Source organism: Clostridium hominis, from assembly GCF_014287825.1.
In the GTDB taxonomy this organism is placed as follows: domain Bacteria; phylum Bacillota; class Clostridia; order Clostridiales; family Clostridiaceae; genus Clostridium; species Clostridium hominis.
The window spans coordinates 20,339-44,733 of the sequence record NZ_JACOOO010000031.1; the positions used below are offsets into that span (position 1 = coordinate 20,339).

Here is a 24,395-nt window from a genome sequence, read left to right on the forward strand (position 1 = left end):
TATTTATTTTTATAAATAAGTGCTTTTTCTTTTGGGTAAATTAATAGTATTAATTTATATAAAGAGAGTAGGTAGTATAAGTGGGATTATTAATTAATCAATTAGATGAACATAATGAAGGTAACATATTGGCTACAATTAGATATAAGGTTAGTGAAGTCATATTTATTAGACAAAAGGAACAGATAGATTTAATAGATAATATAAAAAGCTATTATGAAAAGAATTTTCCGATGGTAAAAATGTATGATGTAATTATTGAAGAAGGAGAAATTGATAAACTATCTGATTTAATCAATAAAAATAAAGGCGATGAATTAATAGTTAATCTTACAGGAGGAAAAAGGATAAATTCATTAACTTTGTTAGAGCTTAGTATAAAAAATAATATAAAAGCTATATATACAGATATAAAAAATAAAAAGATATATACATTTAATAATGGGATAGATCTAACATATGAAGAGTTTGATGATTTGGATATAAATGATATTATTAACGCAGCTGGAGGTGCTTTAGTAGAAGATTCCTCAGATTTGTGTAAGAAAAAAGATTTAATATATTTATCTAAACAGATATATAAGAATTTAGATATATGGAATAAATATAAGCAAAGGTTATACGATACAAACATATTTAAACATATAGAAGAATCTCCAGACAAAATACAAATTAATATAAAATCTTTAACTGAAGAAGAAAAGTTAATATTAAAGAATATATTGAAAAAGCTAAAGGAGATGGATGAATTACAATATGATGAAAAAAATGATGATATAGAAGTAACATTTTTAAATAAATATATAAAAGGTTTTATATTTAAAAGTGGTACATGGTTAGAGATTGCTACTAATAATTTAATAAATAAAATAAAAGAAATAGATGAATCAAGAAATGGTGTAGTATTTCTTTGGAGTAATGAAAATAGAACTGTAAGGAATGAAGTTGATGTTGTAGCAGTTAAAGATTCTGTACCTATAATAATATCTTGTAAAGATAGTGAAAAATATAATGAAATGGCTTTAAATGAGCTAAATGTATATGCCAATAAATTAGGTGGAAAAAATGCATATAAGATTCTTGTTGCTACAAGAGAACCATCTAAAGGACCAGTTTCAATAAGAGCAAAGGAGATGGGCATACATATAGTAATATTTGATGGTAATGAAAATAAGTTTATAAGTAATATAAAAGCAATAATAGACAAATAGTCATTTTTGTATCATATTATGGTTTCGTTTTCAAAAAATGAAAATAATATTACAAATATTATTTTATAATAGAGACATAAGATACGAAAGGGAGATGAAGTACCATGAGTAAAAAAGGCTTAAAGATAGTTACAATTGGCGGAGGGTCAAGCTATACACCAGAACTAGTAGAAGGATTAATTAAGAGATATAGTGAATTACCAGTAGCAGAATACTGGCTTGTAGATATAGAAGAAGGAAAAGAAAAATTAGAAATAGTTGGAGCTTTAGCTAAGAGAATGGTAGAAAAAGCTGGAGTACCAATGGAAATACATTTAACTTTAGATAGAAAAGAAGCTTTAAAAGATGCTGATTTCGTTACAACTCAATTAAGAGTAGGATTATTAAAGGCTAGAGCTAAGGACGAAAGAATCCCTCTAAGTCATGGATTCTTAGGTCAAGAAACAAATGGAGCAGGTGGACTTTTCAAAGCTTTAAGAACAGTTCCAGTTATCTTAGACATAGCTAAAGAAATGCAAGAATTATGTCCAAATGCTTGGTTAATTAACTTTACAAACCCAGCTGGAGTAGTTACAGAAGCTTTATTAAGATACAGCAATCATAAGAAAGTTATAGGGGTATGTAATGTTCCAATAGGAATGGAATTTGGAGCTGCAGATTTACTAGGAGTAGATAAATCAAGAATAACTATGGACCAAGTTGGATTAAACCACATGGTATATGGTCAAAGAGTATACCTTGACGGAAATGATGTTACTGCTGAAGTAATGGAAAAAATGTTAAATAGCGATAACTCTCAATCAATGGCTAATATTGCTGCAATGGGATGGGATCCAGCATTCATAAAAGCAACAGGATTAATGCCATGTCCATACCATAGATATTACTATAAAAAGAGAGATATGCTTGAGCATGAATTAGAAGAATACAAAAAAGGTCAAACAAGAGCTGAAGTTGTTATGGCTGTTGAAAAGAGCTTATTTGAATTATATAAAAATGTTGAGTTACAAGAAAAACCTGAAGAATTATCTAAGAGAGGTGGAGCTCACTACTCAGATGTTGCTTGTGAAGTTATTTCAAGCATCTACAATGATAAGGGAACAGTTTTAGCTGTAAATACTAAGAACAACGGAAGATTAAAGATGTTCGAAGATGAATCAGCTATAGAAATAAGCTGTAAGATAACTAAGGATGGTCCAGTACCAGTTGATACAGTTACTGATCTTCCAATATTCGCTCAAGGTTTAGTTTCTCAAATAAAGGCATTCGAAAGATTAGCTGCAGAAGCTGCATATACAGGAGATTACAACACTGCATTATTAGCAATGACAACTAACCCATTAGTATCTGATGATGCTGAAGGAAGAAAATTATTAAACGAAATGTTATTAGCTCACAAAAAATACTTACCACAATTCAAGAATGTTATAGAACAAATTGAAAAGGTAGAAAGAGCTGAATTTTAATTAAGAATTTAAAGTGAAAAGTTAATGAATAAAGCCAGCATAAGCTGGCTTTATCTAATTAAAAATTTTTAATTTTAAATTGTAAATTATTAATAGTGGTTATATAAATCTGCATATCTTATAAATAGGTATTCAACTAGCATCATAAGGGAATGTTGATTTTCAGGAGAGTATTCATTATTATACTCTGATGGTGCTAGATAAATTATGTAATCAGATCCGTCTTTATAAGCATTTTCTCTATTTTCTGTTATAGTAACTATTTTGCAGTCAGTAGATAGAAGGTTATTCCATACACGTTCATGATAAGCTATAAATCTACCCGTTGGAGAAATAAGTATAGCTAAGGAATTAGGTGTTAATGAGCTTGCAAGCTTTTCTTGAGCTTGGATATCAGTAGCTATATTTATTAGTTTTCCTACTCTTGCAAAGTTAGTTTGTAATTGCTGACACATTAACTGAGAAAATAAAGTACCAAATATACAAATATGATCACTTCTATAAATTAAATCTATAACTCTATCTATAAGTTTTAAATCTAAAGAATTTTTAGTAAGTGTAAGTTCACTACAAATCTCGTCATGCATTATGCTTAAAATCTCTTCTCTACTTCTTTTATTTTTAAAGCCCCTTGGTTTAGAAAAGCTATTATCAAAGTTGGTATTGATTGAAATAGATAAAGCTTTTTTAAATTCTGATAGACTAGAGTAGCCTAGTTTACGACAAAAACGACTTATAGCAGCTGGTGATGTATAGCACATATCTGCTAGTTTATTTATTGTCATATTAGGTATTTCTCTAATATTACGAATCATAGTTAGAGCTATAGTATAGTTTAATGTTTCCTCACGACTATCATTTAAAAATAAAAGTAGTCTATAAATTAAATCCCCCATAAACAATCCTCCATTCCATATACTGAAAGTTATCTATATTTTTTGCCTATAGTTTCACCCATATTTACTTTCGTTTCAAATCCTAAAGATGATTGAGTCAGGATATCCTCATCTACTATTATAGTGTTAGGTTTAAAGAAAAGTATAGTAGTTGAACCACCAAATTTAAAATAACCTTTTTCATCACCTTTAGAAATAGGTTTATTTTCTTTATAATTCTGTATTATTGAGCCTACACAAGTAGCTCCAACTTCTACATGAATAATATCTCCGAAGTTTTCAGAATGAAATACACACCATTCTCTCTTATTTTGGCAATATAGTTTAGCAACTCTTTCTAAAGCTGTTGGATTAACTGAATAATAATTTCCAGGTATAAAGTTAGTTTTTTCACATGTACCATAATCTACAAAGTGAAATCTATGATAATCAGTAGGACACAATCTTAATATTAAGCATACTCCACCTTCATATTCATTAGCAATATCATTATCCTGAATAAGTTCTGCTAAGCTATAAGTTATATCTTTTACTTGGACCAAATCATTTACAGATATATCGGTATAAGCAAATAAACGGCCGTCTCCAGGGGAGATAAGTTTATCCGTATCCATGTCTATAGGTCTAGCATCATCATTTAATTCTCTAATGAAGAAATCATTAAAGTTTCTAAAGTCATTTAAATTATTTTTACAAATAGACATATCTATATCAAAATCATTAATAAAGCTAGAAATTTTATTTTTACTAAGATTATTATCACAATATTTACCATAAACCTTAGAAAAAAGTTTTTTCTTTATTAATAGTTCTGTAAAGCTTTTACCAATAGGAGATTCATAACACCATTTTATGTAGTTTCCACCTGCAACATTTTCAGTATCATATTTTTTTGAGTTTCTATTATATATTTTTATCATAGTAAATTCTCCTAGAAAAAAATTAAAATTTTATAAGTTTATTATATATTAACATATTTATGTCAAGTTTATATAGATTTAATGATATATATAGATTATAATAATAAAGGAATTTTACATAATATAGGGGGATATGGAATGTTAGAACATTTGATGGAACAATTAATACCTTTAGTAATTCATTTATTAGAGGCAATGGGTGTAATAGTAATATTAGTTGCTGGTATAAAAGCTTTTGCTCAATATGTTGCTAATATGATAGGAAAAAGAAACTATCCTATAAAGATTGAATTAGGACAAGCACTATCATTAGCATTAGAATTCAAGATGGGAGCAGAGATATTAAAGACTGTTCTTGTTAGAACTCTTGATGAAATGTGGATATTAGCTGCAATAATCGTTGTAAGAACTGTACTTGCAATTGTAATTCACTGGGAAGTTAATGCTGAAAAAGAGCATCATAAAGAAGAACATAAAAAAGTAGAAGAAGCAGTTTAATTAATAATTATAAAAGATGATGTTAAAAAATTGCCTATAAATTATTTAATATAATCTGTGAAAAAGAAAAGTTTACATATAAATTATTAGTGAATAAAAAAGTGGCCATAGTGGCCACTTTTTTATTCACCGAATTTTTCTAAGAATTCATCATATGTCATAGATCTATCTAAGATTGATCCATTATCATCAATTTTGATTATTCTATTGGCTACAGTTTGCACGAATTGGTGGTCGTGAGAAGCAAATAGTATATTGCTGTTGTAGTCTTTTAATCCGTTATTTACAGCTGTAATAGATTCAAGGTCAAGGTGGTTAGTAGGACCATCTAAAATTAATACATTAGCATTAGAAAGCATCATTTTAGAAAGCATACATCTAACCTTTTCTCCTCCAGATAATACGTTAGCTTCTTTTAAAGCTTCTTCTCCAGAGAATAACATTCTTCCTAAGAATCCTCTAATATAACTTTCAGATTTTTCTTCAGAGAATTGTCTTAACCAATCAACTAAGCTTAATGAGCAATCGTTGAAGAACTCTGAGTTGTCTTTAGGGAAGTAAGCTGTAGTTATAGTTATTCCCCACTTATATGTACCAGCATCTGGTTCCATTTCTCCGTTGATTATCTTAAATAAAGTTGTTATTGCAATTTCGTTTCCGATAAAAGCAATCTTATCTTCCTTATTTACTCTGAAGCTTACGTTATCTAAAACTTTAACTCCATCAATAGTCTTAGATAATCCTTCAACTACTAATATATCATTACCAACTTCTCTTTCAGGCTTAAATCCAACGAATGGATATCTTCTGCTTGATGGTTGGATATCATCTAATGTAATTTTATCTAATAACTTTTTACGAGAAGTTGCTTGTTTAGACTTAGAAGCATTAGCACTAAATCTAGCAATGAAGTCTTGTAATTCTTTAATTTTCTCTTCTTTTTTCTTATTTTGATCTTTAGCCATAGCAGTAGCTAATTGGCTTGACTCGTACCAGAAGTCATAGTTACCAACGTATAGCTTAATTTTACCGAAGTCAACATCAGCCATATGAGTACATACTTCGTTTAAGAAGTGTCTATCATGTGATACAACTATAACTGTACCTTCAAAGTCACCTAAGAAGTCTTGAAGCCACTTGATTGATTTTATATCTAAGTGGTTAGTAGGCTCATCTAGAATTAGTATTCCAGGGTTACCGAATAAAGCTTGAGCAAGTAATACTTTAACCTTTTCTCCACCTGTTAATTCTGAAATTGTTTTATAATGAGCATCTGTTCCGATTCCTAATCCTTGTAATAATAATGATGCTTCTGATTCAGCTTCCCAACCGTTTAATTCAGCAAATTCACCTTCAAGTTCTGCTGCTTTAATTCCATCTTCATCAGAAAAGTCTGGCTTTGCATATAAAGCATCCTTTTCTTTCATTATGTCATATAATCTTTTGTTACCCATTATAACTGTTTCTAAAACTTGAAACTCGTCATATTGATAGTGGTCTTGTTTTAATACAGACATTCTAGTGTTTGGAGCAATTATTACTTCACCTGTATTTGGTTCAACTTCTCCAGATAATATCTTTAAAAATGTACTCTTTCCAGCACCGTTAGCACCAATAACACCGTAACAGTTACCAGGAGTAAATTTTATATTTACATCTTCAAATAATTTACGAGACCCGTATCTTAAACTTACGTTTATTACATTTATCACTAAACATACCCCATTTCATTTATTATTCTCCCGATATTATAACATAAAGTTTTTAACTTTACATAGAAATATACATTATTCGGCAAGTGAATTAGTGAGAAAATTACAAAAAATATCTTTGTAAAAATTTTCTTGACCAAAATAAAGAAAAAATGATAAAATAAAGAAAATTGATTATTAGGAGCTAGACTTATGAATGAGATTATTAACTTAGATTTGACTAAAAAAGTTAATACTACTTATTACTTTAGCTATTATAGATAGAGCTTGTGTTTAACTTATAGATGCAAGCTGAAAAGAGTTTGTATCTATATTGGTTAAAGTTAATTGTCGTGCTTTAAAACGAACTTAAGTAGCCATATAGATAAATTAAAAATCTATGTGGCTTTTTTGTATTATATAAATTGATTTATAGTAAAAAGCCTCATAGCAAAAGCTATGGGGCTTTTATCATTTAAATTTAGGATACTAGTAATAAAGCACAAAGCAAAAAGTATTTTTAGCAATTAATATTAATTATTTTAGTTAAGATATAGGGGGATATAAAAATGAGTAAAAAGAAAAGAGAAACTTTTACTAACAGTTCGGGATTTATTTTATCTTGTATAGGGGCAGCGGTAGGATTAGGTAATATATGGATGTTTCCGTATAAGATGGGACAGAATGGAGGCGCAGTATTTTTAATACCATACTTTTTATGTGTAATTTTACTTGGAACTACAGGCTTAATAGCTGAATTTGCTTTTGGAAGAGCCAATCAAGGTGGAGCATTCAAATCTATAAAAGATTCCTTCACAGAGAGAAAACTAAAATTCGGAAGTTTATTTGGTATTACACCGGCCATTGGATTAGTTGGAATTTTTGTGTTTTATAACATTGTAGTAGGATGGATAATGAAATATTTTACTATGAGTTTGACAGGGAAAATTAATAAAATTAATATACCGACATTCTTTGATGGATTTGCAGGAAGTAGTGAAACTGTAGTGTGGACGTTCTTAGCAATGTTAATGGCTGCTCTTATAATTGGCTTTGGAGCAGTTAAAGGAATTGAGAAGGTAAATAATATAATTATGCCAGGTTTATTTTTAATATTTATAGCATTAGCAGTAAGATCATTAACATTACCAGGTGCTATTGATGGAGTTAAATACTTATTAACACCAAAGTGGGAATACCTCTTTAAAGCAAATACTTGGGTAATGGCTATGGGGCAAGCGTTCTTTTCTGTAAGCTTAAATGGGTGTGGAATGATGGTATATGGAAGCTATATGAAAAAGGAATTTGATATACCTAAAATAGCATTTACTACAGCTATATTAGATTCCGCAGCAGCATTATTGGCAGCTTTTGTAATAATGCCAGCGGCATTTGCTTTTGGATTAGATCCAGCAGCAGGACCACAATTATTATTTGTAACAGTTCCAACTATTTTTGAAAAAATGCCTGCAGGAAGGATATTAGCTATCTTCTTCTTTTTAAGCATGATCTTTGCGGCTTTTAGTTCAGCTGTAAATATGTTAGAAGGATCAGTTGAATCTTTTATGACACAATTAAAAAGCAAACGAAAAAATACTGCTTTAATTATAGCTTTTATAAGCTTTATAATTGCTATACCATTGAGTTTAAGCATGAACCTATTTGATAACTTTACTAATTTTGTAACAATAGTTTTATCACCATTAGGAGCTCTAATTACCTTTAGTGTATTTTTCTATATTTTTGATAAAGAAAGAGCTATGGATGAAATTAATTTAGGATCATCTTTAAAATTAGGAGAAGGATTTAGGCTGTTTGGAAAGTATGGATTTGTATTTATTACTATACTTATAATAATTTTAGGCGTTATGTATGGAGGAATAGGATAGAATTAATATAAAAAGAGTGGTTGTTTTTATTCAACCACTCTTTTCTATTTAACTAAAAGAAATACATCTAAATCTTCTAAAGTTTCTAATTCGAAGATTCTTAATGCAATAGAGATAATAGTATCATTTTCTAAATCAGTTAATGAATCTATATATTTTTCAGGTATGTGTTTAAATTTTTTCCTTAGTAGTTTAATTAATAAGCTAAAATGACCTTCTTTTATTCCGTCAGTCATTCCTTCTTCATAAGCTTTAAGTGAATAGGATAAATTCATAATTTTACCTGCCTTATTTCAGTTTGTTTTTATAATAAGTAAGTAAACACACAAGTAAAGTGAGTTAAACTACCTAATAATATGAATACATGAAAGATTTCATGGAATCCAAAGGTACCTATTTTTATTTTTTTAGATTTAGTAGCGTATATTACACCACCGATTGTATAAAATATTCCACCAAGTACTAATAAGAAGATACTTACAGGTGGTAAAGCAGCAGATAGAGGTTTAATAACAAATATTGCACTCCAACCCATTGCTATATAAAGAGCTGTTTGTAACCATCTTGGAGCATTAAACCAACAAAGCTTAAATACTATACCTGCAATGGCTATTGAAATCATAACTATGAACATATTTTTACCTAATGTTCCACCTAAACCTATTAAGCAGAATGGAGCATATGAACCAGCTATTAATATAAAAATCATTGAATGATCTAATTTTTGAAAAAATTTAATTATTTTATCAGTTGAAATTATACCGTGATAAGTTCCTGATACTGTATATAAAAGTATTAAGCTAATTCCGAAAATAGTTACTGAGATAATAGCTATGTTAGAAGCATTAGTCATAACGCCTTTAGCTACCATTGCAAATAAAGCAATGAATGATAATATGGCACCTAATAAATGAGTAATAGAGTTTATAGGTTCTCTTAATTTTTTATACATAAATACACCCCACGATACAATCTAGTTTTTAAAACTATGTGATATTATATTTATATTATTTAGTATTTGTTACTAAGAGTCAAAGTTCATTTTAGCAGATTTTTCTTACTTATTATTAAATATTTAGCTTTTCCTTGAAATATCTCAAAAATACTATTATTATTAAATATGAATAACTATTACAAGTAGTTTGAAAAACTACTAGGAGGAAATATGGATATAAAAGAATTAGTAGACAATATTGACTTTATAAATGGAATACCTATGGATGATATACCAGAGATTGATTTATATATGGATCAAGTAATTCAACTATTTGAGGGAAAGCTATCATCATTAAAGAGAACGGAAGATGATAAAATTCTCACTAAGACGATGATAAATAATTATGCTAAAGGAAAGTTATTATTGCCTATTAAAAATAAAAAATATACAAAAGAGCATATAATAATTATGTCATTAATCTATAATTTAAAGGGAGCATTATCTATTAATGATATAAAACTAAGTTTGAATAAAATAATAGACAGCTTTTCAGAAGATGAGTCTTATCCTTTAAGAGAATTATATAGTACATTTTTAGACGAATCAGAAAATGATGTATTAGAGTTTAAAAAAGGTGTAGATAATAAGGAAGAAGAAATAGAAAAATTAATAGAAAATAATGCAGAGCTTAAAGGAGATTTCGAAAAGAAGTTTTTACTCCTTTGTTCATTTATAAATATGAGTAATATGTATAGAAGAGCTAGCGAAAAGTTAATAGATGAATTTTTTTCAGAAATAAAAGGTGAATAGTATGAAAAATCAAAATGACTTAAAAAAAGACCTACAAAGAATAGATGGTAAAGGATATAGATCATATAAAGATTTAGAAGGTCAATATGATTTTGGAACCTTTATATTAAGTATAGATCATGTCCAAGGAGATCCTTTTGCAGCACCATCAAGAGTAAGAATAATAGTAGATAACAATGTAGCTAAATTTCCTAATAACTTACTAGATTTAAAATATAAAAATATAGCTGTATGTGATTTTTTAACTAGATTATTTAGCAAAAATATAAGAAGATGCGGAGAAAAGATATTTGGGTCTGGAAAAAGTGGATTAATTGAAATTAGTAGATGTCCTCAAGAAATATTAGATAGAACTTCAGTTGTTTTTAATAATGATAAAATAGAAGTTAGATTTTATGTAGGATTTCCTGCAAAAGGTAGAAGCGTATTAGCTAAAGAGTTAGAAAAGATATTATTTAACGTGGTGCCTATATTAGTAGAAAAGACACTTATATATAAGAATATAGATAGTAAGATGTTAATAAATAGAGTGAAATTAGTAGAAGATCAAACCTATATTAGAGATAATCTTAACAATAGAGGGTTAGTAGCCTTTGTAGCTAATAACTCAATACTTCCTAGAGAAAGTGGAGTATCGTCAAAGCCATTAAGAGATGGAAAAAGATTTGTATCACCTAAGGAGCTTGAAGTTGAATTTAATACACCTAATAGAGGTGTTATAAAGGGAATGGGTATACCTAAAGGCATAACACTTATTGTTGGTGGTGGTTATCATGGAAAGTCTACCTTATTAAGAGCTTTAGAACTAGGTGTATATAATCATATAGAAGGTGATGGAAGAGATTTTGTAATAACAGAGGATACTGCCTTAAAAGTTAGAGCAGAAGATGGAAGAGCTATAACTAACACAGATATAAGTCTTTTTATAAATAATCTTCCTAATGGGAAAGATACAAAGAGTTTTAATACTGAAAATGCTAGTGGAAGTACGTCTCAAGCAGCTAATATTGTTGAAGGAATAGAATCAGGAGCTAATACTTTACTAATAGATGAAGATACTTCAGCAACAAACTTTATGATTAGAGATAGTATTATGCAGCAATTAGTTGCTAAAGAGAAGGAGCCTATAACACCTTATATAGATGTAGCTAAAAGCCTTTATAAAAAATTAGGAATTTCAACTATACTTGTAGCAGGAAGTTGTGGAGACTTTTTTGATATAGCTGATTTAGTAGTTCAAATGGACAATTATGAACCTTTTGAAGTTACAGAAAAAGCAAAAGCATTAAGCAGAGGAATAATTGATCATAACAAAGAAATAGAGGTTAAGATTAATACTAAGAGAGTTCTACAAAAAGGAACTATAGAATCTGGACCAAGGGGCGTAAAAATTAAATCATTAGGAATAGATGGAATTTCTATAAATAAAGAAAATATAGATTTAAGAGGTGTAGAACAAATTGTGGATTCAGAGCAATTAAATACTATTGGTTCATTTATGAAATATGTAGAAATGAATTTAATGAATAAGAATTTAACGCTAAAAGAATCAGTAGATAAAGCGTACGAAATTTTACAAAGCAATCTAATAGATATAGATAAGATAAAAGGTGGTTACGGAAGCTTAGCAATGCCAAGAAAGCAAGAAATAATGGCAGCGTATAATAGGTTTAGAAAGTTAAGAGTTAGAAGTTAAAAGTAACAAATTAATGTGGAAACTGCTTAGGCAGTTTCTTTTTTTGATATAAAAAAAATCAGCACAAAGGCTGATTTCTATCATTAATTTATAATTTAGCATTTTCAAATTTTAACTAATAAAGGAAGTTCGCTATCAGTACAATAACTGGTAGTGTTACTAAGGTTCTTTCTAGGAAGATGATTAACATTTCTTTTAAGTTTACTGGAACTTTTGATCCCAATAAAACTCCTCCTACTTCTGACATATAAATAAGTTGCGTTACAGAAGTACAAGCTATTATGAACTTAGTCATTTCATTAGTTATTGTAGTAGAAGCTATAACTGATGGTAATAACATATCAGCAAATCCAACTACTAAAGTTTGAGAAGCTGCTACTGCTTCTGGAACTTGTAATAAATGTAGAACTGGTATAAATGGTAAACCTAATATTTTAAACACTGGAGTAAATTCAGCAATTATAAGTGCTAATGTAGCAAAGCACATAACGATTGGAAGAACACCCATCCACATATCTAATATATTTTTAAATCCATCTATGAAAAATCCTTTTATATCAGAGTTTTCATCAGCTTTCTCTAAAGCACATTTATATCCCCAGCTTAAAGAAGTGTATCCATTAGGGATATCTTCAGATGAATTTTCAGCTTTTTTACCTTTATAATAAGTATCCTTTTTTCTTGAAAGTGGTGGTATTCTTGGAACTACTACAGCAGCCACGATACCAGCTAAAGTTACTGTTAAGTAAAAAGGAATAAACATTCCATCAAGACCTATAGTTTGAACTACTATTAAACTAAAAGTAATTGAAACAGCAGAGAAAGTTGTACTAACTACAGCAGCTTCTCTTTCTGTATAAAAACCATCTTCATATTGTTTACTTGTTAATATTATTCCTAGAGTACCATCTCCAAGCCAAGATGTAATACAGTCGATTGAAGAACGTCCAGGTAATTTAAATAAAGGTCTCATAACTTTAGTTAAAAGCGAACCAACAAATTCTAATAATCCGAAGTTTAATAAAAGTGGTAATAATAAACCTGCAAAAAGGAATATTGAGAAAAGGATAGTTAGTAAGTCATTAAAAACAAATCCTCCAGTTACATCACTAATTATAAATTCAGGACCAACTTGTAATAAAACTAATATACCAAATATACTACCTAAAATTCTAGAGATAGACCAAAGCGGTGTAGTTTTAAATAAAGTGCTTAAAAATTTGTTATCCAAAATAAACTTAGGTTTAAAAACAAAAGTTATTAATGTCATAATACCTGATATAGCTAAAGTAACAGCAATTATATAAGGTAGTGATGAGCCTAATATATCTGTTAACTTACTAGAAAGAATAGCTACAGGAATTGTGATTTCTCCGTTATAATTTATAGGAATCATGAATAATAATACACCTAATAATGAAGGTATAATGAATTTTATATTATTTTTAAAATTAAATTTATTTCCACTAAATGACTTAGAATTTGATAAATCCATTTTGCATCCCCCTTTGTATAAAAATTAATATTTATGCAACAATATTCATTCTATATGCAAAAATATAAAAAATCAATAGTTTTTATGCATATAGATAAGAAAAAACAGAATGTTGATTTTTATGGTAAAAATTCTTAAAAATAATTATAATATAGAGATAACAATTATAATATAGGAGTTGAGAATTTTGGATTATAGAAATGAACTAAAGAATTGCAACAGAATAGTTGTAAAAGTAGGAACATCAACACTTACTTATGAAAATGGAAATATAAACTTAACTAGAATTGAAAAATTAACAAGAGTTATTTCAGATTTAATGAATAGTGGAAAAGAGGTTATTTTAGTAACTTCTGGTGCTGTTGGAGTAGGTGTTAATAAATTAAAACTAAAAGAAAAGCCAAAGACAATAAAAGAAAAGCAAGCTGCAGCTGCTGTAGGACAATGTGAGCTTATGCATATATATAGTAAGTTTTTTGGAGAATATAGCCATATTGTTGGACAAGTACTTTTAACAAGAGATGTAGTAGAAGATAATCATATAAGAGAGAATGTTGTGAATACATTTGAAACATTGATAGAAAATAAAATAATACCTATAGTTAATGAAAATGATACAGTTGCTATAGATGAGATAGAAAATATAGTTAGATTTGGTGATAATGATAATTTATCTGCGATAGTTGCTGGATTAGTTTCAGCAGATCTTTTAATAATTCTTTCGGATATTGATGGATTCTATGATTCAGATCCAAGAAAGAATTTAGATTCAAAACTTATTAGAGTAGTAGAAGAAATCACACCAGAATTAGAAGCATGTGCTGGAGGAGCTGGAAGTAGTTTAGGAACAGGTGGAATGGCTACAAAACTAACAGCAGCTAAGAATGCAACTTCATCTGGTGCACATATGATATTAGCAAATGGTAATGAACCAACTATTCTATTAGACATAATGAATGGTGATGAGATTGGAACATTATTTCTTAAAAAATAATTAGGAGGATGAATTATGAACGAGTTAATTTTAAAAGGACAAAAAGCAAAAGAAGCTTCCAATATATTAGGTAATTTATCTACAGATGAAAAAAATAAAGGCTTATTAGCTATGGCTGATTATCTTGTAAAATATGAAGACTTTATAATTGAAGCAAATAAAATTGATTTACAAGAAGCTGTGAATATAGGAACAGCTAAAACTATGTTAGATAGATTAGCTTTAGATAAAGATAGAGTACAAGGGATGGCTAATGGACTAAGACAAGTAGCTAGTCTTCCAGATCCAGTAGGTGAAGTTGTATCAATGTGGACTAGACCAAATGGACTTCAAATAGGACAAAAAAGAGTTGCTATGGGGGTAATAGGAATAATATATGAAGCTAGACCTAATGTAACTAGTGATGCAGCAGGACTTTGCTTTAAAGCTGGAAGTGCAGTTATATTAAGAGGTGGAAAAGAGGCTATATATTCTAATAAGGCAATAGTAAAGGTATTAATAGAAGCTTTAAAATCTGTAAATTTACCAGAAAACAGTATTCAATTAATAGAAGATACTAGTAGAGAAGTAGCTACAGAAATGATGAGATTAAATGAATACATAGATGTCCTTATTCCGAGAGGAGGAGCAGGACTTATAAAAGCTGTAGTAAATAATGCAACTGTTCCAGTAATAGAGACGGGGACCGGTAACTGCCATATTTATATTGATGAAGATTGTGATTTTGAAATGGCTAAAAATATAATTATTAATGCTAAAACTTCAAGGCCATCAGTTTGTAATGCTGCTGAGAAGCTATTAGTTAACGAAAAGATAGCTGAAGCTTTTATGCCATTTATATTAAAGGAACTAAGAGGAAATGGAGTAGAGGTGAGGGGTGATGAAAGTGCTATAGCTTATGACAAAGACGTAGTACTTGCATCAGAAGAAGAATGGTACAACGAATATCTAGATTATAAAATAGGGATAAAGGTTGTTAAAGATATAGATGAAGCTATAATGCATATAAATAATTATAGTTCAGGACACTCTGAAGCTATTGTTACTAAAAGTTATGAAAGCTCACAAAAGTTCCTACAAAGAGTGAATTCAGCAGCTGTATATGTTAATGCATCAACTAGATTCACCGATGGTGAAGAGTTTGGATTTGGAGCAGAGATAGGAATAAGTACTCAAAAGTTACATGCAAGGGGTCCAATGGGGTTAAAAGAGCTTACTACTATTAAATATATTATTTATGGAAATGGCCAAACGAGATAGTTTGGCTTTGCAAAGATAAATATGCCTTTGGTGAAAATGGGTTATTTAGCGGTACGGTGAAAGGAGTTGAGGAGTTTATGAATTTTGAAATAAAGTCTTTTAATGATTTAACAGTTGATGATATGTATGAAATTGCTAAGTCTAGGTTTGAAGTTTTTGTTTGTGAACAAGAAATTACTTCGGAACAGGACTTTGATGATAAGGATAAGAAATGTCATCATGTTATGTTAAAGGAAAATGGAAGAGTTGTTGCATATTCTAGAATAGTTCCTAAAGGAATTGGATACGATTATACATCTATTGGAAGAGTATTAGTTCTTGAAAGTCATAGAAGGAAAGGCATAGCTCAAAAAATGATGGAAGCTTGCTTAGAATTTATAAAAAATGATTTAGATCAAAGTATAGTTGTTTTATCAGCACAACTATATGTTAAAGATTTATATGAAAGTGTAGGCTTTAAAGTGATTTCAGATGTGTATGACGAAGTGAGTATACCACATGTAAAAATGAAGGTTGAATTATAAAAAATCTATTTCTGAATGTTTTGTATCATTCAGAAATAGATTTTTTTATTGTTAGAAGATTATTTTTAAAGGAAGGTATTTACAAATAAAGAAACAAAGTGTAATATATATAACATAAAGAGTTATTAAAAACTATATTTAATAGGAAATTATAACTTAATAAGAACGAAATTAGAGTTTAAAGAGTGGGATTGGGATGATTAGATGATTATTTAGAGGAGAAAGGGTATAGAATAGAAAATATTAATTAAACTGATGAAATTATAAGTAATTTAAATAACTGATATTCAATTATATATATGGAGGAGAATTTGTGTGTGGAGAAAATTAGTTTTATATGAAAAAGATTATGAACATTTGGCTAAAGGAATAGCTTCAGGTGTTGGAATAGGAACTATAATCGGAGCTATAATAGGTGATGTAATTTTATTTTTTTCTATTGGTGGAGTTATAGGAATAATAGTTGCAACTATACTTTCGATTTTTGATAGATTTAAACAAAAAACCTAGCACTTTAGTTGGGGGACATTAGTGCTAGGTTAATGTGTAAATTTATAAAAGGGTGGTTTTGGGGGAAAAATTTATTAACTATCTTATGATTTTATAATATACCTGTTTTGTGGCATTTAAGTGTCAAAAATATATTATTTTAATTACAAAAGGGTAAAGTTATGCATAATAAAATAAGTATACAAAATAATTGGAAAACACATATCATATCATATAACAATTTTTGGGAGTATTTATGAGGTATATTTTATTGGTATTGCTAGTATTAATAATTTTAATGATATTGTTTATAGCAACTATATTACTAATAATACAGCATTACGGAAAAAAATATATAATAGATGATTTATCTATATTAGCAAAATTAGATTCTGTAATTGTATTAGGAGCAGGAGTACGGCCAGATGGAAATCCATGTGATCTTTTAGCGGATAGAATTAAAATAGGGGTGGAAGTGTATTTAAATAATAAGTGCGATAATATTTTACTTACAGGTGAAGAAAAAGATGAAACTTATAATGAAGTTTTAGTAATGAAGAGATGGATTAAGAAAAATTATGAGGAAATAGATACTGATGTAATATTGTTAGATGGATTAGGGCTTTGTACATATGACAGTATGTATAGGGCAAGATATATTTTTAATATAAATAGCGCAATAATATCAACTAACAGATATCATTTACCAAGAGCAATCTATATTGCAAGAAGATTAGGAATAAAGGCATATGGAATACCATCAGATTTAAGACCATATGATAGAATGAAAAAATATAGAAGAAGAGAAATGTTAGCACAAATTAAGGATTTTTTATTAGTAAATATAAAAAAATAAAAAACATAAATAAATTGTATAGATTGTAATTACAAGTAATACAAATAATACAAAAATTATAACAGCAACAGATGAGATTCACTCATCTGTTGCTGTTAATGATAATAGCCTGTCTAATTCATCGATTTGAAATTCATCAATTTCTGCTTTAGATTCGATAGAAATATCTTCTATAGAGGGAGTAAAAGTATTTGAAGTCGAGGAATTTACTGGGTTAATAATATTATAACCACGAAGTTTTTCTGCTATAAGAACTGTTATGTAAGCAGAAAAATCTAAACCTAAGCTTTCGGCTTCTTTAGATGCAAATTCTTTAATATGGCTAGACAAGGTGATCGTTGTTTTTATTTTCTTATGCATTCTTAGTTCGTCCTATAATATCATAAGTTTTTACGTTAATCATTTGAGCATCATCAAGAACTTTATAATCAGATAAATAATCCTTTAGTAAAAGTGATCCACCACCAATAAAAAGCCAGCGAGAGTATTTAGATTGTTCAGGAAAAGATTGTTTTATAGAGTTTATAATTTCTTTAGCTTTAAAGCTTAAAATACTACTTATATCCCTAGTAATGTCTATTTCTTTTCCTTCAACATAAACACAATGGTCATCAATTAATTCTTGGGCTTTCATACGATTAGAGTAGTTAATTCCATACTTAGATAGTGTTTGAAGTAACGTATCATACATACTGTTAACTCCAATAGGGTAAGTTTTTGCTTCTTTAAACTGACCTTGACTCATATAAGTAATATCAACAGTACCGCCACCAATGTCCACAACTAAGGTATCCTTTTCTACTAATGATTTATCATACAAAAATAAGCCTGCAGACTGAGGGAAGACTATAACATTAGTTATAGTAAAGCTTTTGAATTTACCATTAATTTTAAGAGCTACTTGTCTATCTTTTAAAGCTCTTATTAAAGGGAGCTTTTGCTCTGCAAAAAATTGAGCAGGTAATCCAGTAATTAACCTAACATTGTTATCTATTGTACTGTGCATAGAAGCAGCAATAGCAGTATATAAGCATAGATGGAAGATAGCATCTTTATCTCTAGATTGTTCAGTGCTGGTAAAACCATCAGTATTTCCTATTAAGTAAGTTTTATTATTATATTCTACTATATATTTAGCTGTTTCTAATTCATGAGTTTGTTCTTTTATGGTTGAAAGGAAAGAGCCTTCCATATCCTCGCCTATGAAGTTAGTAGTATTGTATCCAATATCGGCGCTGATTCTCATTTTTATCACATCCTTTTATATTCTTTTTTATGGTGAATGTATGGTGATTATACATAAGTATATTTTTTGCAATAAAAAAACTATATTTAAATAATAATTAGTAAAATTTTATATGGCGATTATATGTTGATTGTATGATTCTTATATGCTTAGCCATCTTTAGAATTAAGCAAATCTAATGTAACTTCGGAATTTTGGTTAGTTTCGCTATCGCTGATTGCTTTCATAAGGCTTAGAAGTGTAAATTCTGTTATTGTAAGTCCAAGCTTTCTAGCTGTACGTTTTATCGCTAATTTCTGCTCTGCCGTAACACGAAGCATTATTGTTGCATCTTTCATAGAATCCCCCCCTGTATATATTGTATAGATTGTCGGTACAAGATATACAATAACATAACTAATACTGAAAAAAATGTAATAATATGGTATATAATTTGAATAAAATATCGACTATTTTCGTGAATACTACTATGTATTATTAGGTGATATAATAATTTTATAAGGTTTGGAGGAAGAGTATGGATAATAATTATGTTTTAATTACAGGTGCATCCAGTGGAATTGGATTTGAGTTAGCAAAGCTTTTTAAAAGAGATGGACACAATTTAATATTGGTAGCAAGGGATAAAGAGAAGCTGAAGAATGTTACAGATAAATTAAATAATAAAAAAAATAAAATTATTATGTTAGATGTTGATTTATCTAAAGAAGAAGAAATTAATAAACTTATTAATTATATTGATGATAATGAAATTAAGGTTAATATCTTAGTTAATAATGCAGGGATAGGATCATTTGGAAATTTTACAGAAATAGATTGGAATATAGAAGAGAAATTAATAGATATAAACATAAAGGCATTAACTAGATTAACTAAATATTTTTTACCAAAGATGATAGAGAACAAATCAGGAGGAATATTAAATGTTGCATCTACAGCAGCTTTTGCATCAGGACCTAAAATGGCTACTTATTATGCATCTAAAGCTTATGTATTAAACCTTACTGAAGCAATTCATGAAGAGTTAAGATCGTTCGGAGTAAAGATATCTTGTCTTTGTCCAGGACCTGTTAGAACTAGTTTTCAAAGTAAGGCTGGAATAAACAAATCAGAAAAGGCTAAGAAATATCTTATGGATGCTGATATTGTAGCTAAAGTAGGTTATGAAGAATTTAAAAAGGGAAAAGTTATTATAATTCCTGGATTTAAAAATAAAATATTAGTAAAGGCAAATAGGTTATTACCAAGAGCTATAAGTAGAAAGATTATTTTAAAAACTAATAAGAAGTAGGTGATTAAAAATGAAGTTTTATTTCTCGGGTACAGGAAATTCTTTATATGTAGCAAAAGGTATTGGAGAGAAAGATGAAGAAGTGATTCCTATAGCAAAGTTAATGGATACGAAAGATGAGGTATATGAATTTATTTTAAAGGAAAATGAGAGTATTGGATTTATATATCCTATATATGCATGGGGACCACCTAAAATGGTAGTTGAATTTATAAGTAAAATTAAATTTATAAATTTTAACAACAATTATATTTATGCAGTTGCAACTTGTGGAGAAAACATTGGTAACGCTATGAAGATTATTAATAAAGCTTTAACAAAACATGAAATGAGTTTAACCAGTGGCTTTTCAGTAGTGATGCCTAATAATTATGTTATCTTTGGGGATATAGATAGTGACGATGTAGCTAAAGAAGTATTAGTTAAGGCTAACAATAGAATAAAAGAGATAAATAAAATTATAAAAAGTAGAGAAAGTGGTGTTTTTGATGTAATTAAAGGACCTATGCCAGGGATTTTAACTGCAATAGTAAATCCTTTATTTACAAAGCAAGCGACGTCAACAAAATCTTTTTATGCAAATGATAATTGCACTGGATGTGGAATATGCGAGAAGGTTTGTAATTCAAATACAATAAAAGTTAAAGGCAAACCAATATGGGGAAAAGAATGTACAGGATGTTTAGCTTGTTTGCATCTATGTCCTACAAAAGCAATTAATTATGGAAAAGGTACTGAGAAAAAAGGAAGATATATAAATCCACTTATAAAAAGAAGTGAAATGAATTTAAGATAATAAATTTGTAAAAAAATGTTGAAATATATTGACCTAGAACGGGTGTTCTGATAAAATGATATCAGAACAACAGTTCGGAGGTGCGATATGAAAGGTAATAGAGGGATTTTTGTTAAACTAAATTATAAGAATATTGGAGAGGTAAATAGCTTTGTTTACGACATGACAAATGGAGTAAATAAAGATGATGATAAATATGTTATGTGTGCAGGAAAATACGATAAAAATGGATGGACAATTGTATTTAAAGCGAAAAGCATAAACGAAGCACAAGAATTAGTAACTAGAAATTCTCAAAAGAGAAGTAGAAAAATAGGATCAACAATGATTGAAAATGAAAAAGTTACTATTCCATCATGGATGTAAAATAATAATTGAACATATAATAAAAAAGTAAGTAGATTTAGTTTCTATAAAGGTATAAAATATTTAATAGTAAGGTTTATAAATTTGGACTATGTAAATTGGAGTGAGAATACCTTGAATAAGAAAGAGATGCCAATAGGTTTTTTAGATTCTGGATTAGGGGGATTAAGTGTATTAAGAGAAGCACTTAAGATAATGCCTAATGAGAATTATATATATTTTGGAGACTCAAAAAATGCACCATATGGGACAAAGACAAAAAAAGAAATAAGAGATTTAACTTTTAAGACTGTAGAGTTTTTACTAGAAAAAGGAGCAAAGGGAATAGTTGTAGCTTGCAATACTGCGACTAGTGCTGCAGTAGCTGAATTAAGAGTGGTTTATCCAGATATACCACTAGTAGGGATAGAGCCCGCTATAAAGCCAGCAGTAGAACTTAATAAAAAAGGTAATATATTAATGATGGCTACTCCTATGACAGTAAAACAAGATAAGTTTAAATATTTATTGAATAGATATAAAGATGAAGCTGATATAGTTCCTATACCATGCGAAGGTTTAATGGAGTTCGTTGAAAATGGAAAGTTTGAAGGGGAAGAATTAGAAGCTTATTTAAGAGAAAAGCTTGCTGGATATGATAGTAGTAATACTTCTTCTATAGTTTTAGGATGTACCCACTATCCATTTGTTAGCGAAGAAATCAAAAATGTAATAGGAAATGATGTAGATATAATTGATGGTGGATTAGGTACTGCAAGGGAAATTAAAAGAAGATTAGAGGAAAAGGGTCTTTTAAATGATTCTCATGAAAAAGGGAAGATTGAAGTATATAATTCATCAGATGAAGAGCGATTTATAGATTTGAGTTGGAAATTAATAAATTTATAAGTATGAGGAAGCTGAAAGGCTTCTTTTTTTATTTATAAAAATAAAATAAACTTATAAAAAATATCGTTAAAATATTGACAAAGAATATAATGGGGTGTATTATAATAACATAAGAAAGAATTTTCAGAAAATTTAAAAAATACCGAGGGGGGTTAATTATGGGAATGGATATTAAAGTTAAGGAATTATTAGGAAGCAATTATTCATGCGAAGATGCTATAGTTTTAAAGGACAGTATAATAAGTAATATAGAGTCAGGTGTAGCGTTAGATTTTGATGGGTATGATAGAGTTTCATCTACGTTTTTAACTTGCCTTTTCTCAGATTTAATTGAAAAGTTAGGAAGAGATTATGTTTTTAGACATATTGATGTTAAAAATTTGACAAATTATTCTGATTACTCAAGAGTTGTTTTAGGAACGACATTTAAATATAACAATTAATAATAATTATTTATAAAGCTTCGAGAGCATCGAAGCTTATTTTTTTGAAAATAATTCAATAATTTAGCTCTAAATTATTGAATTGCTGTAGATAAATATGATAATAATAAGTTATAGTAAAATGAAAGAGAGGTATTTTTTATGAAAAACCCAATAGTAACATTCGAAATGGAAAATGGAGGAGTTATAAAAGCTGAATTATATCCAGAAGTAGCTCCAAATACAGTAAGAAACTTTGTTGATTTAATAAATAGAGGATTTTATGATGGATTAATATTCCACAGAGTAATACCAGGATTTATGATTCAAGGTGGATGCCCAGAAGGTATGGGAATCGGAGGACCTGGATACTCAATAAAAGGAGAGTTCTCTAGAAATGGATTTAAGAATGATTTAAAACATACAAAAGGAGTTCTTTCAATGGCAAGAGCTATGAGTCCAGACTCAGCAGGAAGCCAATTCTTTATTATGGTTGAAGATGCTCCACATCTTGATGGACAATATGCTTCATTCGGTAAGGTTATAGAAGGAATGGATATAGCTGATAAAATAGTTTCAACTAAAACAGATTACAATGATAAGCCATACGAAGATCAAGTTATGAAGAAAGTAACTGTTGATACATTTGGTGAAAAGTTTGAAGAACCAGCAATAATAGAGTAATCTAAATTGGGGGATTGAGATGTTAGATAATAATAAATGTATTTTAGTTTATGGTCTAACTAAGGATGAGATACAGTGGTTAAATGATCTTAATTATAAGGTTATCAACATATCACCAGATATGTGTGAGATGACTGTAAAAGAGGTACTTGAAGGGTTAAGATTTGAGATTATTAATAATAATCCTATAAAGGAAAAAGCAATAATTTATAATAACTTTCCGGAGAGTGAATTAAGAGAAGCTATAGCATTAACTAGAACTAAAATAAAAGGTGGAGTTTTAGCTATGGTAACGCCAAACTCTATTAATTGGACTTTTAATTATTTAATAAACCATTTAATAGAAGAGCGAGAATGGCATTTAAGAAATAGAAAGGAATAAATCAAATGAGTAGAGTTGGGCAAAGAATTAAGGAAGCAAGATTGAAGTCTGGTATGTCTCAAAAAGTACTAGCTAAAAAGTTAGGAGTTGCTGAAAAATATATAAATGATGTTGAGCTTGGTAGAAAAGTAGTTCAAGAATCATTTATAGGTAAAGCAGCTAAAATATTAAATACAGACTTAAATGATATAAACATGGTAGTTACTGATGAAGCTCTTATGGAAGAAAGAAAGACATTAGAAGTAAATAAGAGGCCTAAAAAGGTTGAAACATCAGAGGTTTGGAATGATGCTTTTGCTTCTGTATTAAAGAGTGTACCTGTTTTTGATTATAGTTTAAATAGTATTAAGGGTAAAAAAGAATTACCAGTTCACTCAAATAAGGTAGAAGGTTTTCCACATGATAAGGTTTTATATATAGAAGTTCAGGACAATGACATGTCTGGGTTTAGAATGGTTAAGGGCGATTTAGCTTTTGCACATGTAGTAAAGGAACCTAGCAATAATGGAATTTTCCTTCTGGATTACAAAGGTGAAAGAATTATAAGACAATTAAAAAGCTTAGGTAATTCCAAGTATCTATTAGTTAGTAATGGGGGAGCCTTACTTACAGAAACTGTTACAGTGAAAGACTTCGAAGTGGTAGCTAAATTAGAGAGAATAGAAATTAATTTATAAAAGATGCTGAA

28 protein-coding genes are annotated in these 24,395 nt (G+C 28.9%); 19 read left to right on the top strand and 9 right to left on the bottom strand.

Annotation, left to right across the window (positions count from 1 at the left end):
- Positions 1 to 80: 80 nt before the first annotated feature.
- On the top strand, positions 81 to 1,211 hold the full coding sequence (locus H8S20_RS13355) for a Card1-like endonuclease domain-containing protein (RefSeq protein WP_032116845.1): 1,131 nt from the start codon (positions 81 to 83) through the stop codon (positions 1,209 to 1,211).
- A 104-nt stretch (positions 1,212 to 1,315) separates the two neighbouring features.
- Positions 1,316 to 2,677 (top strand): 6-phospho-beta-glucosidase, encoded by a 1,362-nt coding sequence (locus H8S20_RS13360; protein WP_032116846.1) that lies wholly within the window; start codon positions 1,316 to 1,318, stop codon positions 2,675 to 2,677.
- Between the two features lie 89 nt (positions 2,678 to 2,766).
- Here the strand turns inward: H8S20_RS13360 and H8S20_RS13365 are convergent, their stop codons facing one another.
- Together H8S20_RS13365 and H8S20_RS13370 are read right to left on the bottom strand one after the other, a co-directional pair.
- Positions 2,767 to 3,573 carry a MurR/RpiR family transcriptional regulator gene (locus tag H8S20_RS13365; protein ID WP_032116847.1) on the bottom strand — a complete coding sequence of 269 codons (807 nt, stop codon included), beginning with the start codon at positions 3,571 to 3,573 and terminating at the stop codon, positions 2,767 to 2,769.
- A 29-nt stretch (positions 3,574 to 3,602) separates the two neighbouring features.
- Positions 3,603 to 4,493 (bottom strand): phosphatidylserine decarboxylase, encoded by an 891-nt coding sequence (locus tag H8S20_RS13370; RefSeq protein WP_186860442.1) that lies wholly within the window; start codon positions 4,491 to 4,493, stop codon positions 3,603 to 3,605.
- Between the two features lie 138 nt (positions 4,494 to 4,631).
- On the opposite strand from H8S20_RS13370, the gene H8S20_RS13375 reads away from it, so the two are divergent.
- Entirely contained in the window at positions 4,632 to 4,991 is a 360-nt protein-coding gene (locus H8S20_RS13375) for a DUF1622 domain-containing protein (RefSeq protein WP_032116849.1), read from the top strand.
- Positions 4,992 to 5,113: 122 nt separating this feature from the next.
- Here the strand turns inward: H8S20_RS13375 and H8S20_RS13380 are convergent, their stop codons facing one another.
- Positions 5,114 to 6,703: an ABC-F family ATP-binding cassette domain-containing protein gene (locus tag H8S20_RS13380; RefSeq protein ID WP_186860443.1), complete on the bottom strand. Its 1,590-nt coding sequence runs from the start codon at positions 6,701 to 6,703 to the stop codon at positions 5,114 to 5,116.
- 548 nt (positions 6,704 to 7,251) lie between these two features.
- Here H8S20_RS13380 and H8S20_RS13385 point away from each other — a divergent pair.
- The gene (locus H8S20_RS13385) at positions 7,252 to 8,571 is read left to right on the top strand and encodes a sodium-dependent transporter (protein ID WP_186860444.1); all 1,320 of its coding nucleotides are present in this window, start codon (positions 7,252 to 7,254) and stop codon (positions 8,569 to 8,571) included.
- Positions 8,572 to 8,615: 44 nt separating this feature from the next.
- On the opposite strand, the gene H8S20_RS13390 is transcribed toward H8S20_RS13385, so the two are convergent.
- Both H8S20_RS13390 and trhA read right to left on the bottom strand, forming a co-directional pair.
- The gene (locus H8S20_RS13390) at positions 8,616 to 8,846 is read right to left on the bottom strand and encodes a DUF4351 domain-containing protein (RefSeq protein ID WP_032116852.1); all 231 of its coding nucleotides are present in this window, start codon (positions 8,844 to 8,846) and stop codon (positions 8,616 to 8,618) included.
- A gap of 29 nt (positions 8,847 to 8,875) precedes the next feature.
- Complete coding sequence (gene trhA, locus H8S20_RS13395) at positions 8,876 to 9,523, bottom strand: PAQR family membrane homeostasis protein TrhA (RefSeq protein ID WP_186860445.1); 648 nt, start codon at positions 9,521 to 9,523, stop codon at positions 8,876 to 8,878.
- A 213-nt stretch (positions 9,524 to 9,736) separates the two neighbouring features.
- On the opposite strand from trhA, the gene H8S20_RS13400 reads away from it, so the two are divergent.
- Positions 9,737 to 10,318 (top strand): DUF1836 domain-containing protein, encoded by a 582-nt coding sequence (locus tag H8S20_RS13400; protein ID WP_186860446.1) that lies wholly within the window; start codon positions 9,737 to 9,739, stop codon positions 10,316 to 10,318.
- Position 10,319: 1 nt separating this feature from the next.
- The gene (locus tag H8S20_RS13405) at positions 10,320 to 12,014 is read left to right on the top strand and encodes an ABC-ATPase domain-containing protein (RefSeq protein ID WP_186860447.1); all 1,695 of its coding nucleotides are present in this window, start codon (positions 10,320 to 10,322) and stop codon (positions 12,012 to 12,014) included.
- 115 nt (positions 12,015 to 12,129) lie between these two features.
- Here the strand turns inward: H8S20_RS13405 and H8S20_RS13410 are convergent, their stop codons facing one another.
- Positions 12,130 to 13,509, bottom strand: a complete 1,380-nt coding sequence (locus H8S20_RS13410) for a YjiH family protein (RefSeq protein WP_186860448.1) — start codon at positions 13,507 to 13,509, stop codon at positions 12,130 to 12,132.
- 187 nt (positions 13,510 to 13,696) lie between these two features.
- On the opposite strand from H8S20_RS13410, the gene proB reads away from it, so the two are divergent.
- From proB to H8S20_RS13435, 5 genes are all read left to right on the top strand, one after another.
- Positions 13,697 to 14,503 (top strand): glutamate 5-kinase, encoded by an 807-nt coding sequence (gene proB, locus H8S20_RS13415; protein ID WP_186860449.1) that lies wholly within the window; start codon positions 13,697 to 13,699, stop codon positions 14,501 to 14,503.
- A 15-nt stretch (positions 14,504 to 14,518) separates the two neighbouring features.
- A complete protein-coding gene (locus tag H8S20_RS13420; protein WP_186860450.1) occupies positions 14,519 to 15,763 on the top strand; it encodes a glutamate-5-semialdehyde dehydrogenase in 1,245 nt (414 codons plus the stop codon).
- 77 nt (positions 15,764 to 15,840) lie between these two features.
- A complete protein-coding gene (locus H8S20_RS13425) occupies positions 15,841 to 16,287 on the top strand; it encodes a GNAT family N-acetyltransferase (RefSeq protein ID WP_032116859.1) in 447 nt (148 codons plus the stop codon).
- Between the two features lie 315 nt (positions 16,288 to 16,602).
- On the top strand, positions 16,603 to 16,797 hold the full coding sequence (locus tag H8S20_RS13430; protein ID WP_032116860.1) for a hypothetical protein: 195 nt from the start codon (positions 16,603 to 16,605) through the stop codon (positions 16,795 to 16,797).
- Between the two features lie 235 nt (positions 16,798 to 17,032).
- Positions 17,033 to 17,632 carry a SanA/YdcF family protein gene (locus H8S20_RS13435; RefSeq protein WP_032116861.1) on the top strand — a complete coding sequence of 200 codons (600 nt, stop codon included), beginning with the start codon at positions 17,033 to 17,035 and terminating at the stop codon, positions 17,630 to 17,632.
- 78 nt (positions 17,633 to 17,710) lie between these two features.
- On the opposite strand, the gene H8S20_RS13440 is transcribed toward H8S20_RS13435, so the two are convergent.
- The 3 genes from H8S20_RS13440 to H8S20_RS13450 form a co-directional block, all read right to left on the bottom strand.
- The gene (locus H8S20_RS13440) at positions 17,711 to 17,962 is read right to left on the bottom strand and encodes a hypothetical protein (RefSeq protein ID WP_243177678.1); all 252 of its coding nucleotides are present in this window, start codon (positions 17,960 to 17,962) and stop codon (positions 17,711 to 17,713) included.
- Positions 17,963 to 17,984: 22 nt separating this feature from the next.
- Positions 17,985 to 18,878 carry a ParM/StbA family protein gene (locus H8S20_RS13445; RefSeq protein ID WP_032116863.1) on the bottom strand — a complete coding sequence of 298 codons (894 nt, stop codon included), beginning with the start codon at positions 18,876 to 18,878 and terminating at the stop codon, positions 17,985 to 17,987.
- A gap of 149 nt (positions 18,879 to 19,027) precedes the next feature.
- A complete protein-coding gene (locus H8S20_RS13450) occupies positions 19,028 to 19,198 on the bottom strand; it encodes an antitoxin (RefSeq protein ID WP_243177680.1) in 171 nt (56 codons plus the stop codon).
- Positions 19,199 to 19,395: 197 nt separating this feature from the next.
- On the opposite strand from H8S20_RS13450, the gene H8S20_RS13455 reads away from it, so the two are divergent.
- From H8S20_RS13455 to H8S20_RS13490, 8 genes are all read left to right on the top strand, one after another.
- A complete protein-coding gene (locus tag H8S20_RS13455; protein ID WP_186860451.1) occupies positions 19,396 to 20,169 on the top strand; it encodes an SDR family NAD(P)-dependent oxidoreductase in 774 nt (257 codons plus the stop codon).
- 10 nt (positions 20,170 to 20,179) lie between these two features.
- Positions 20,180 to 20,965 carry an EFR1 family ferrodoxin gene (locus H8S20_RS13460; RefSeq protein ID WP_186860452.1) on the top strand — a complete coding sequence of 262 codons (786 nt, stop codon included), beginning with the start codon at positions 20,180 to 20,182 and terminating at the stop codon, positions 20,963 to 20,965.
- A gap of 87 nt (positions 20,966 to 21,052) precedes the next feature.
- Positions 21,053 to 21,331 carry a hypothetical protein gene (locus tag H8S20_RS13465; protein WP_032116867.1) on the top strand — a complete coding sequence of 93 codons (279 nt, stop codon included), beginning with the start codon at positions 21,053 to 21,055 and terminating at the stop codon, positions 21,329 to 21,331.
- A gap of 129 nt (positions 21,332 to 21,460) precedes the next feature.
- Positions 21,461 to 22,219, top strand: a complete 759-nt coding sequence (murI, locus tag H8S20_RS13470; protein WP_081921658.1) for a glutamate racemase — start codon at positions 21,461 to 21,463, stop codon at positions 22,217 to 22,219.
- Positions 22,220 to 22,377: 158 nt separating this feature from the next.
- The gene (locus H8S20_RS13475) at positions 22,378 to 22,662 is read left to right on the top strand and encodes an STAS-like domain-containing protein (RefSeq protein WP_243177682.1); all 285 of its coding nucleotides are present in this window, start codon (positions 22,378 to 22,380) and stop codon (positions 22,660 to 22,662) included.
- Between the two features lie 141 nt (positions 22,663 to 22,803).
- Positions 22,804 to 23,325, top strand: coding sequence for a peptidylprolyl isomerase (locus H8S20_RS13480; protein WP_032116870.1), 522 nt, complete (start codon positions 22,804 to 22,806; stop codon positions 23,323 to 23,325).
- A gap of 19 nt (positions 23,326 to 23,344) precedes the next feature.
- Entirely contained in the window at positions 23,345 to 23,707 is a 363-nt protein-coding gene (locus H8S20_RS13485; protein ID WP_032116871.1) for a DUF3783 domain-containing protein, read from the top strand.
- Positions 23,708 to 23,712: 5 nt separating this feature from the next.
- Positions 23,713 to 24,384: a helix-turn-helix domain-containing protein gene (locus tag H8S20_RS13490; RefSeq protein ID WP_186860453.1), complete on the top strand. Its 672-nt coding sequence runs from the start codon at positions 23,713 to 23,715 to the stop codon at positions 24,382 to 24,384.
- Positions 24,385 to 24,395: the final 11 nt, after the last annotated feature.

Bases quoted from the DNA above. Each gene is read 5' to 3' on its own strand.
- trhA (WP_186860445.1), bottom strand. From the start codon at position 9,523: ATGTATAAAAAATTAAGAGAACCTATAAACTCTATTACTCATTTATTA.
- H8S20_RS13405 (WP_186860447.1), top strand. From the start codon at position 10,320: ATGAAAAATCAAAATGACTTAAAAAAAGACCTACAAAGAATAGATGGT.
- H8S20_RS13425 (WP_032116859.1), top strand. From the start codon at position 15,841: ATGAATTTTGAAATAAAGTCTTTTAATGATTTAACAGTTGATGATATG.
- H8S20_RS13360 (WP_032116846.1), top strand. From the start codon at position 1,316: ATGAGTAAAAAAGGCTTAAAGATAGTTACAATTGGCGGAGGGTCAAGC.
- H8S20_RS13375 (WP_032116849.1), top strand. From the start codon at position 4,632: ATGTTAGAACATTTGATGGAACAATTAATACCTTTAGTAATTCATTTA.
- murI (WP_081921658.1), top strand. From the start codon at position 21,461: ATGCCAATAGGTTTTTTAGATTCTGGATTAGGGGGATTAAGTGTATTA.
- H8S20_RS13445 (WP_032116863.1), bottom strand. From the start codon at position 18,878: ATGAGAATCAGCGCCGATATTGGATACAATACTACTAACTTCATAGGC.
- H8S20_RS13410 (WP_186860448.1), bottom strand. From the start codon at position 13,509: ATGGATTTATCAAATTCTAAGTCATTTAGTGGAAATAAATTTAATTTT.
- H8S20_RS13450 (WP_243177680.1), bottom strand. From the start codon at position 19,198: ATGCTTCGTGTTACGGCAGAGCAGAAATTAGCGATAAAACGTACAGCT.
- H8S20_RS13385 (WP_186860444.1), top strand. From the start codon at position 7,252: ATGAGTAAAAAGAAAAGAGAAACTTTTACTAACAGTTCGGGATTTATT.
- H8S20_RS13490 (WP_186860453.1), top strand. From the start codon at position 23,713: ATGAGTAGAGTTGGGCAAAGAATTAAGGAAGCAAGATTGAAGTCTGGT.
- H8S20_RS13365 (WP_032116847.1), bottom strand. From the start codon at position 3,573: ATGGGGGATTTAATTTATAGACTACTTTTATTTTTAAATGATAGTCGT.
- H8S20_RS13370 (WP_186860442.1), bottom strand. From the start codon at position 4,493: ATGATAAAAATATATAATAGAAACTCAAAAAAATATGATACTGAAAAT.
- H8S20_RS13420 (WP_186860450.1), top strand. From the start codon at position 14,519: ATGAACGAGTTAATTTTAAAAGGACAAAAAGCAAAAGAAGCTTCCAAT.
- H8S20_RS13455 (WP_186860451.1), top strand. From the start codon at position 19,396: ATGGATAATAATTATGTTTTAATTACAGGTGCATCCAGTGGAATTGGA.
- H8S20_RS13390 (WP_032116852.1), bottom strand. From the start codon at position 8,846: ATGAATTTATCCTATTCACTTAAAGCTTATGAAGAAGGAATGACTGAC.
- H8S20_RS13460 (WP_186860452.1), top strand. From the start codon at position 20,180: ATGAAGTTTTATTTCTCGGGTACAGGAAATTCTTTATATGTAGCAAAA.
- H8S20_RS13485 (WP_032116871.1), top strand. From the start codon at position 23,345: ATGTTAGATAATAATAAATGTATTTTAGTTTATGGTCTAACTAAGGAT.
- H8S20_RS13400 (WP_186860446.1), top strand. From the start codon at position 9,737: ATGGATATAAAAGAATTAGTAGACAATATTGACTTTATAAATGGAATA.
- H8S20_RS13480 (WP_032116870.1), top strand. From the start codon at position 22,804: ATGAAAAACCCAATAGTAACATTCGAAATGGAAAATGGAGGAGTTATA.
- H8S20_RS13475 (WP_243177682.1), top strand. From the start codon at position 22,378: ATGGGAATGGATATTAAAGTTAAGGAATTATTAGGAAGCAATTATTCA.
- H8S20_RS13435 (WP_032116861.1), top strand. From the start codon at position 17,033: ATGAGGTATATTTTATTGGTATTGCTAGTATTAATAATTTTAATGATA.
- H8S20_RS13465 (WP_032116867.1), top strand. From the start codon at position 21,053: ATGAAAGGTAATAGAGGGATTTTTGTTAAACTAAATTATAAGAATATT.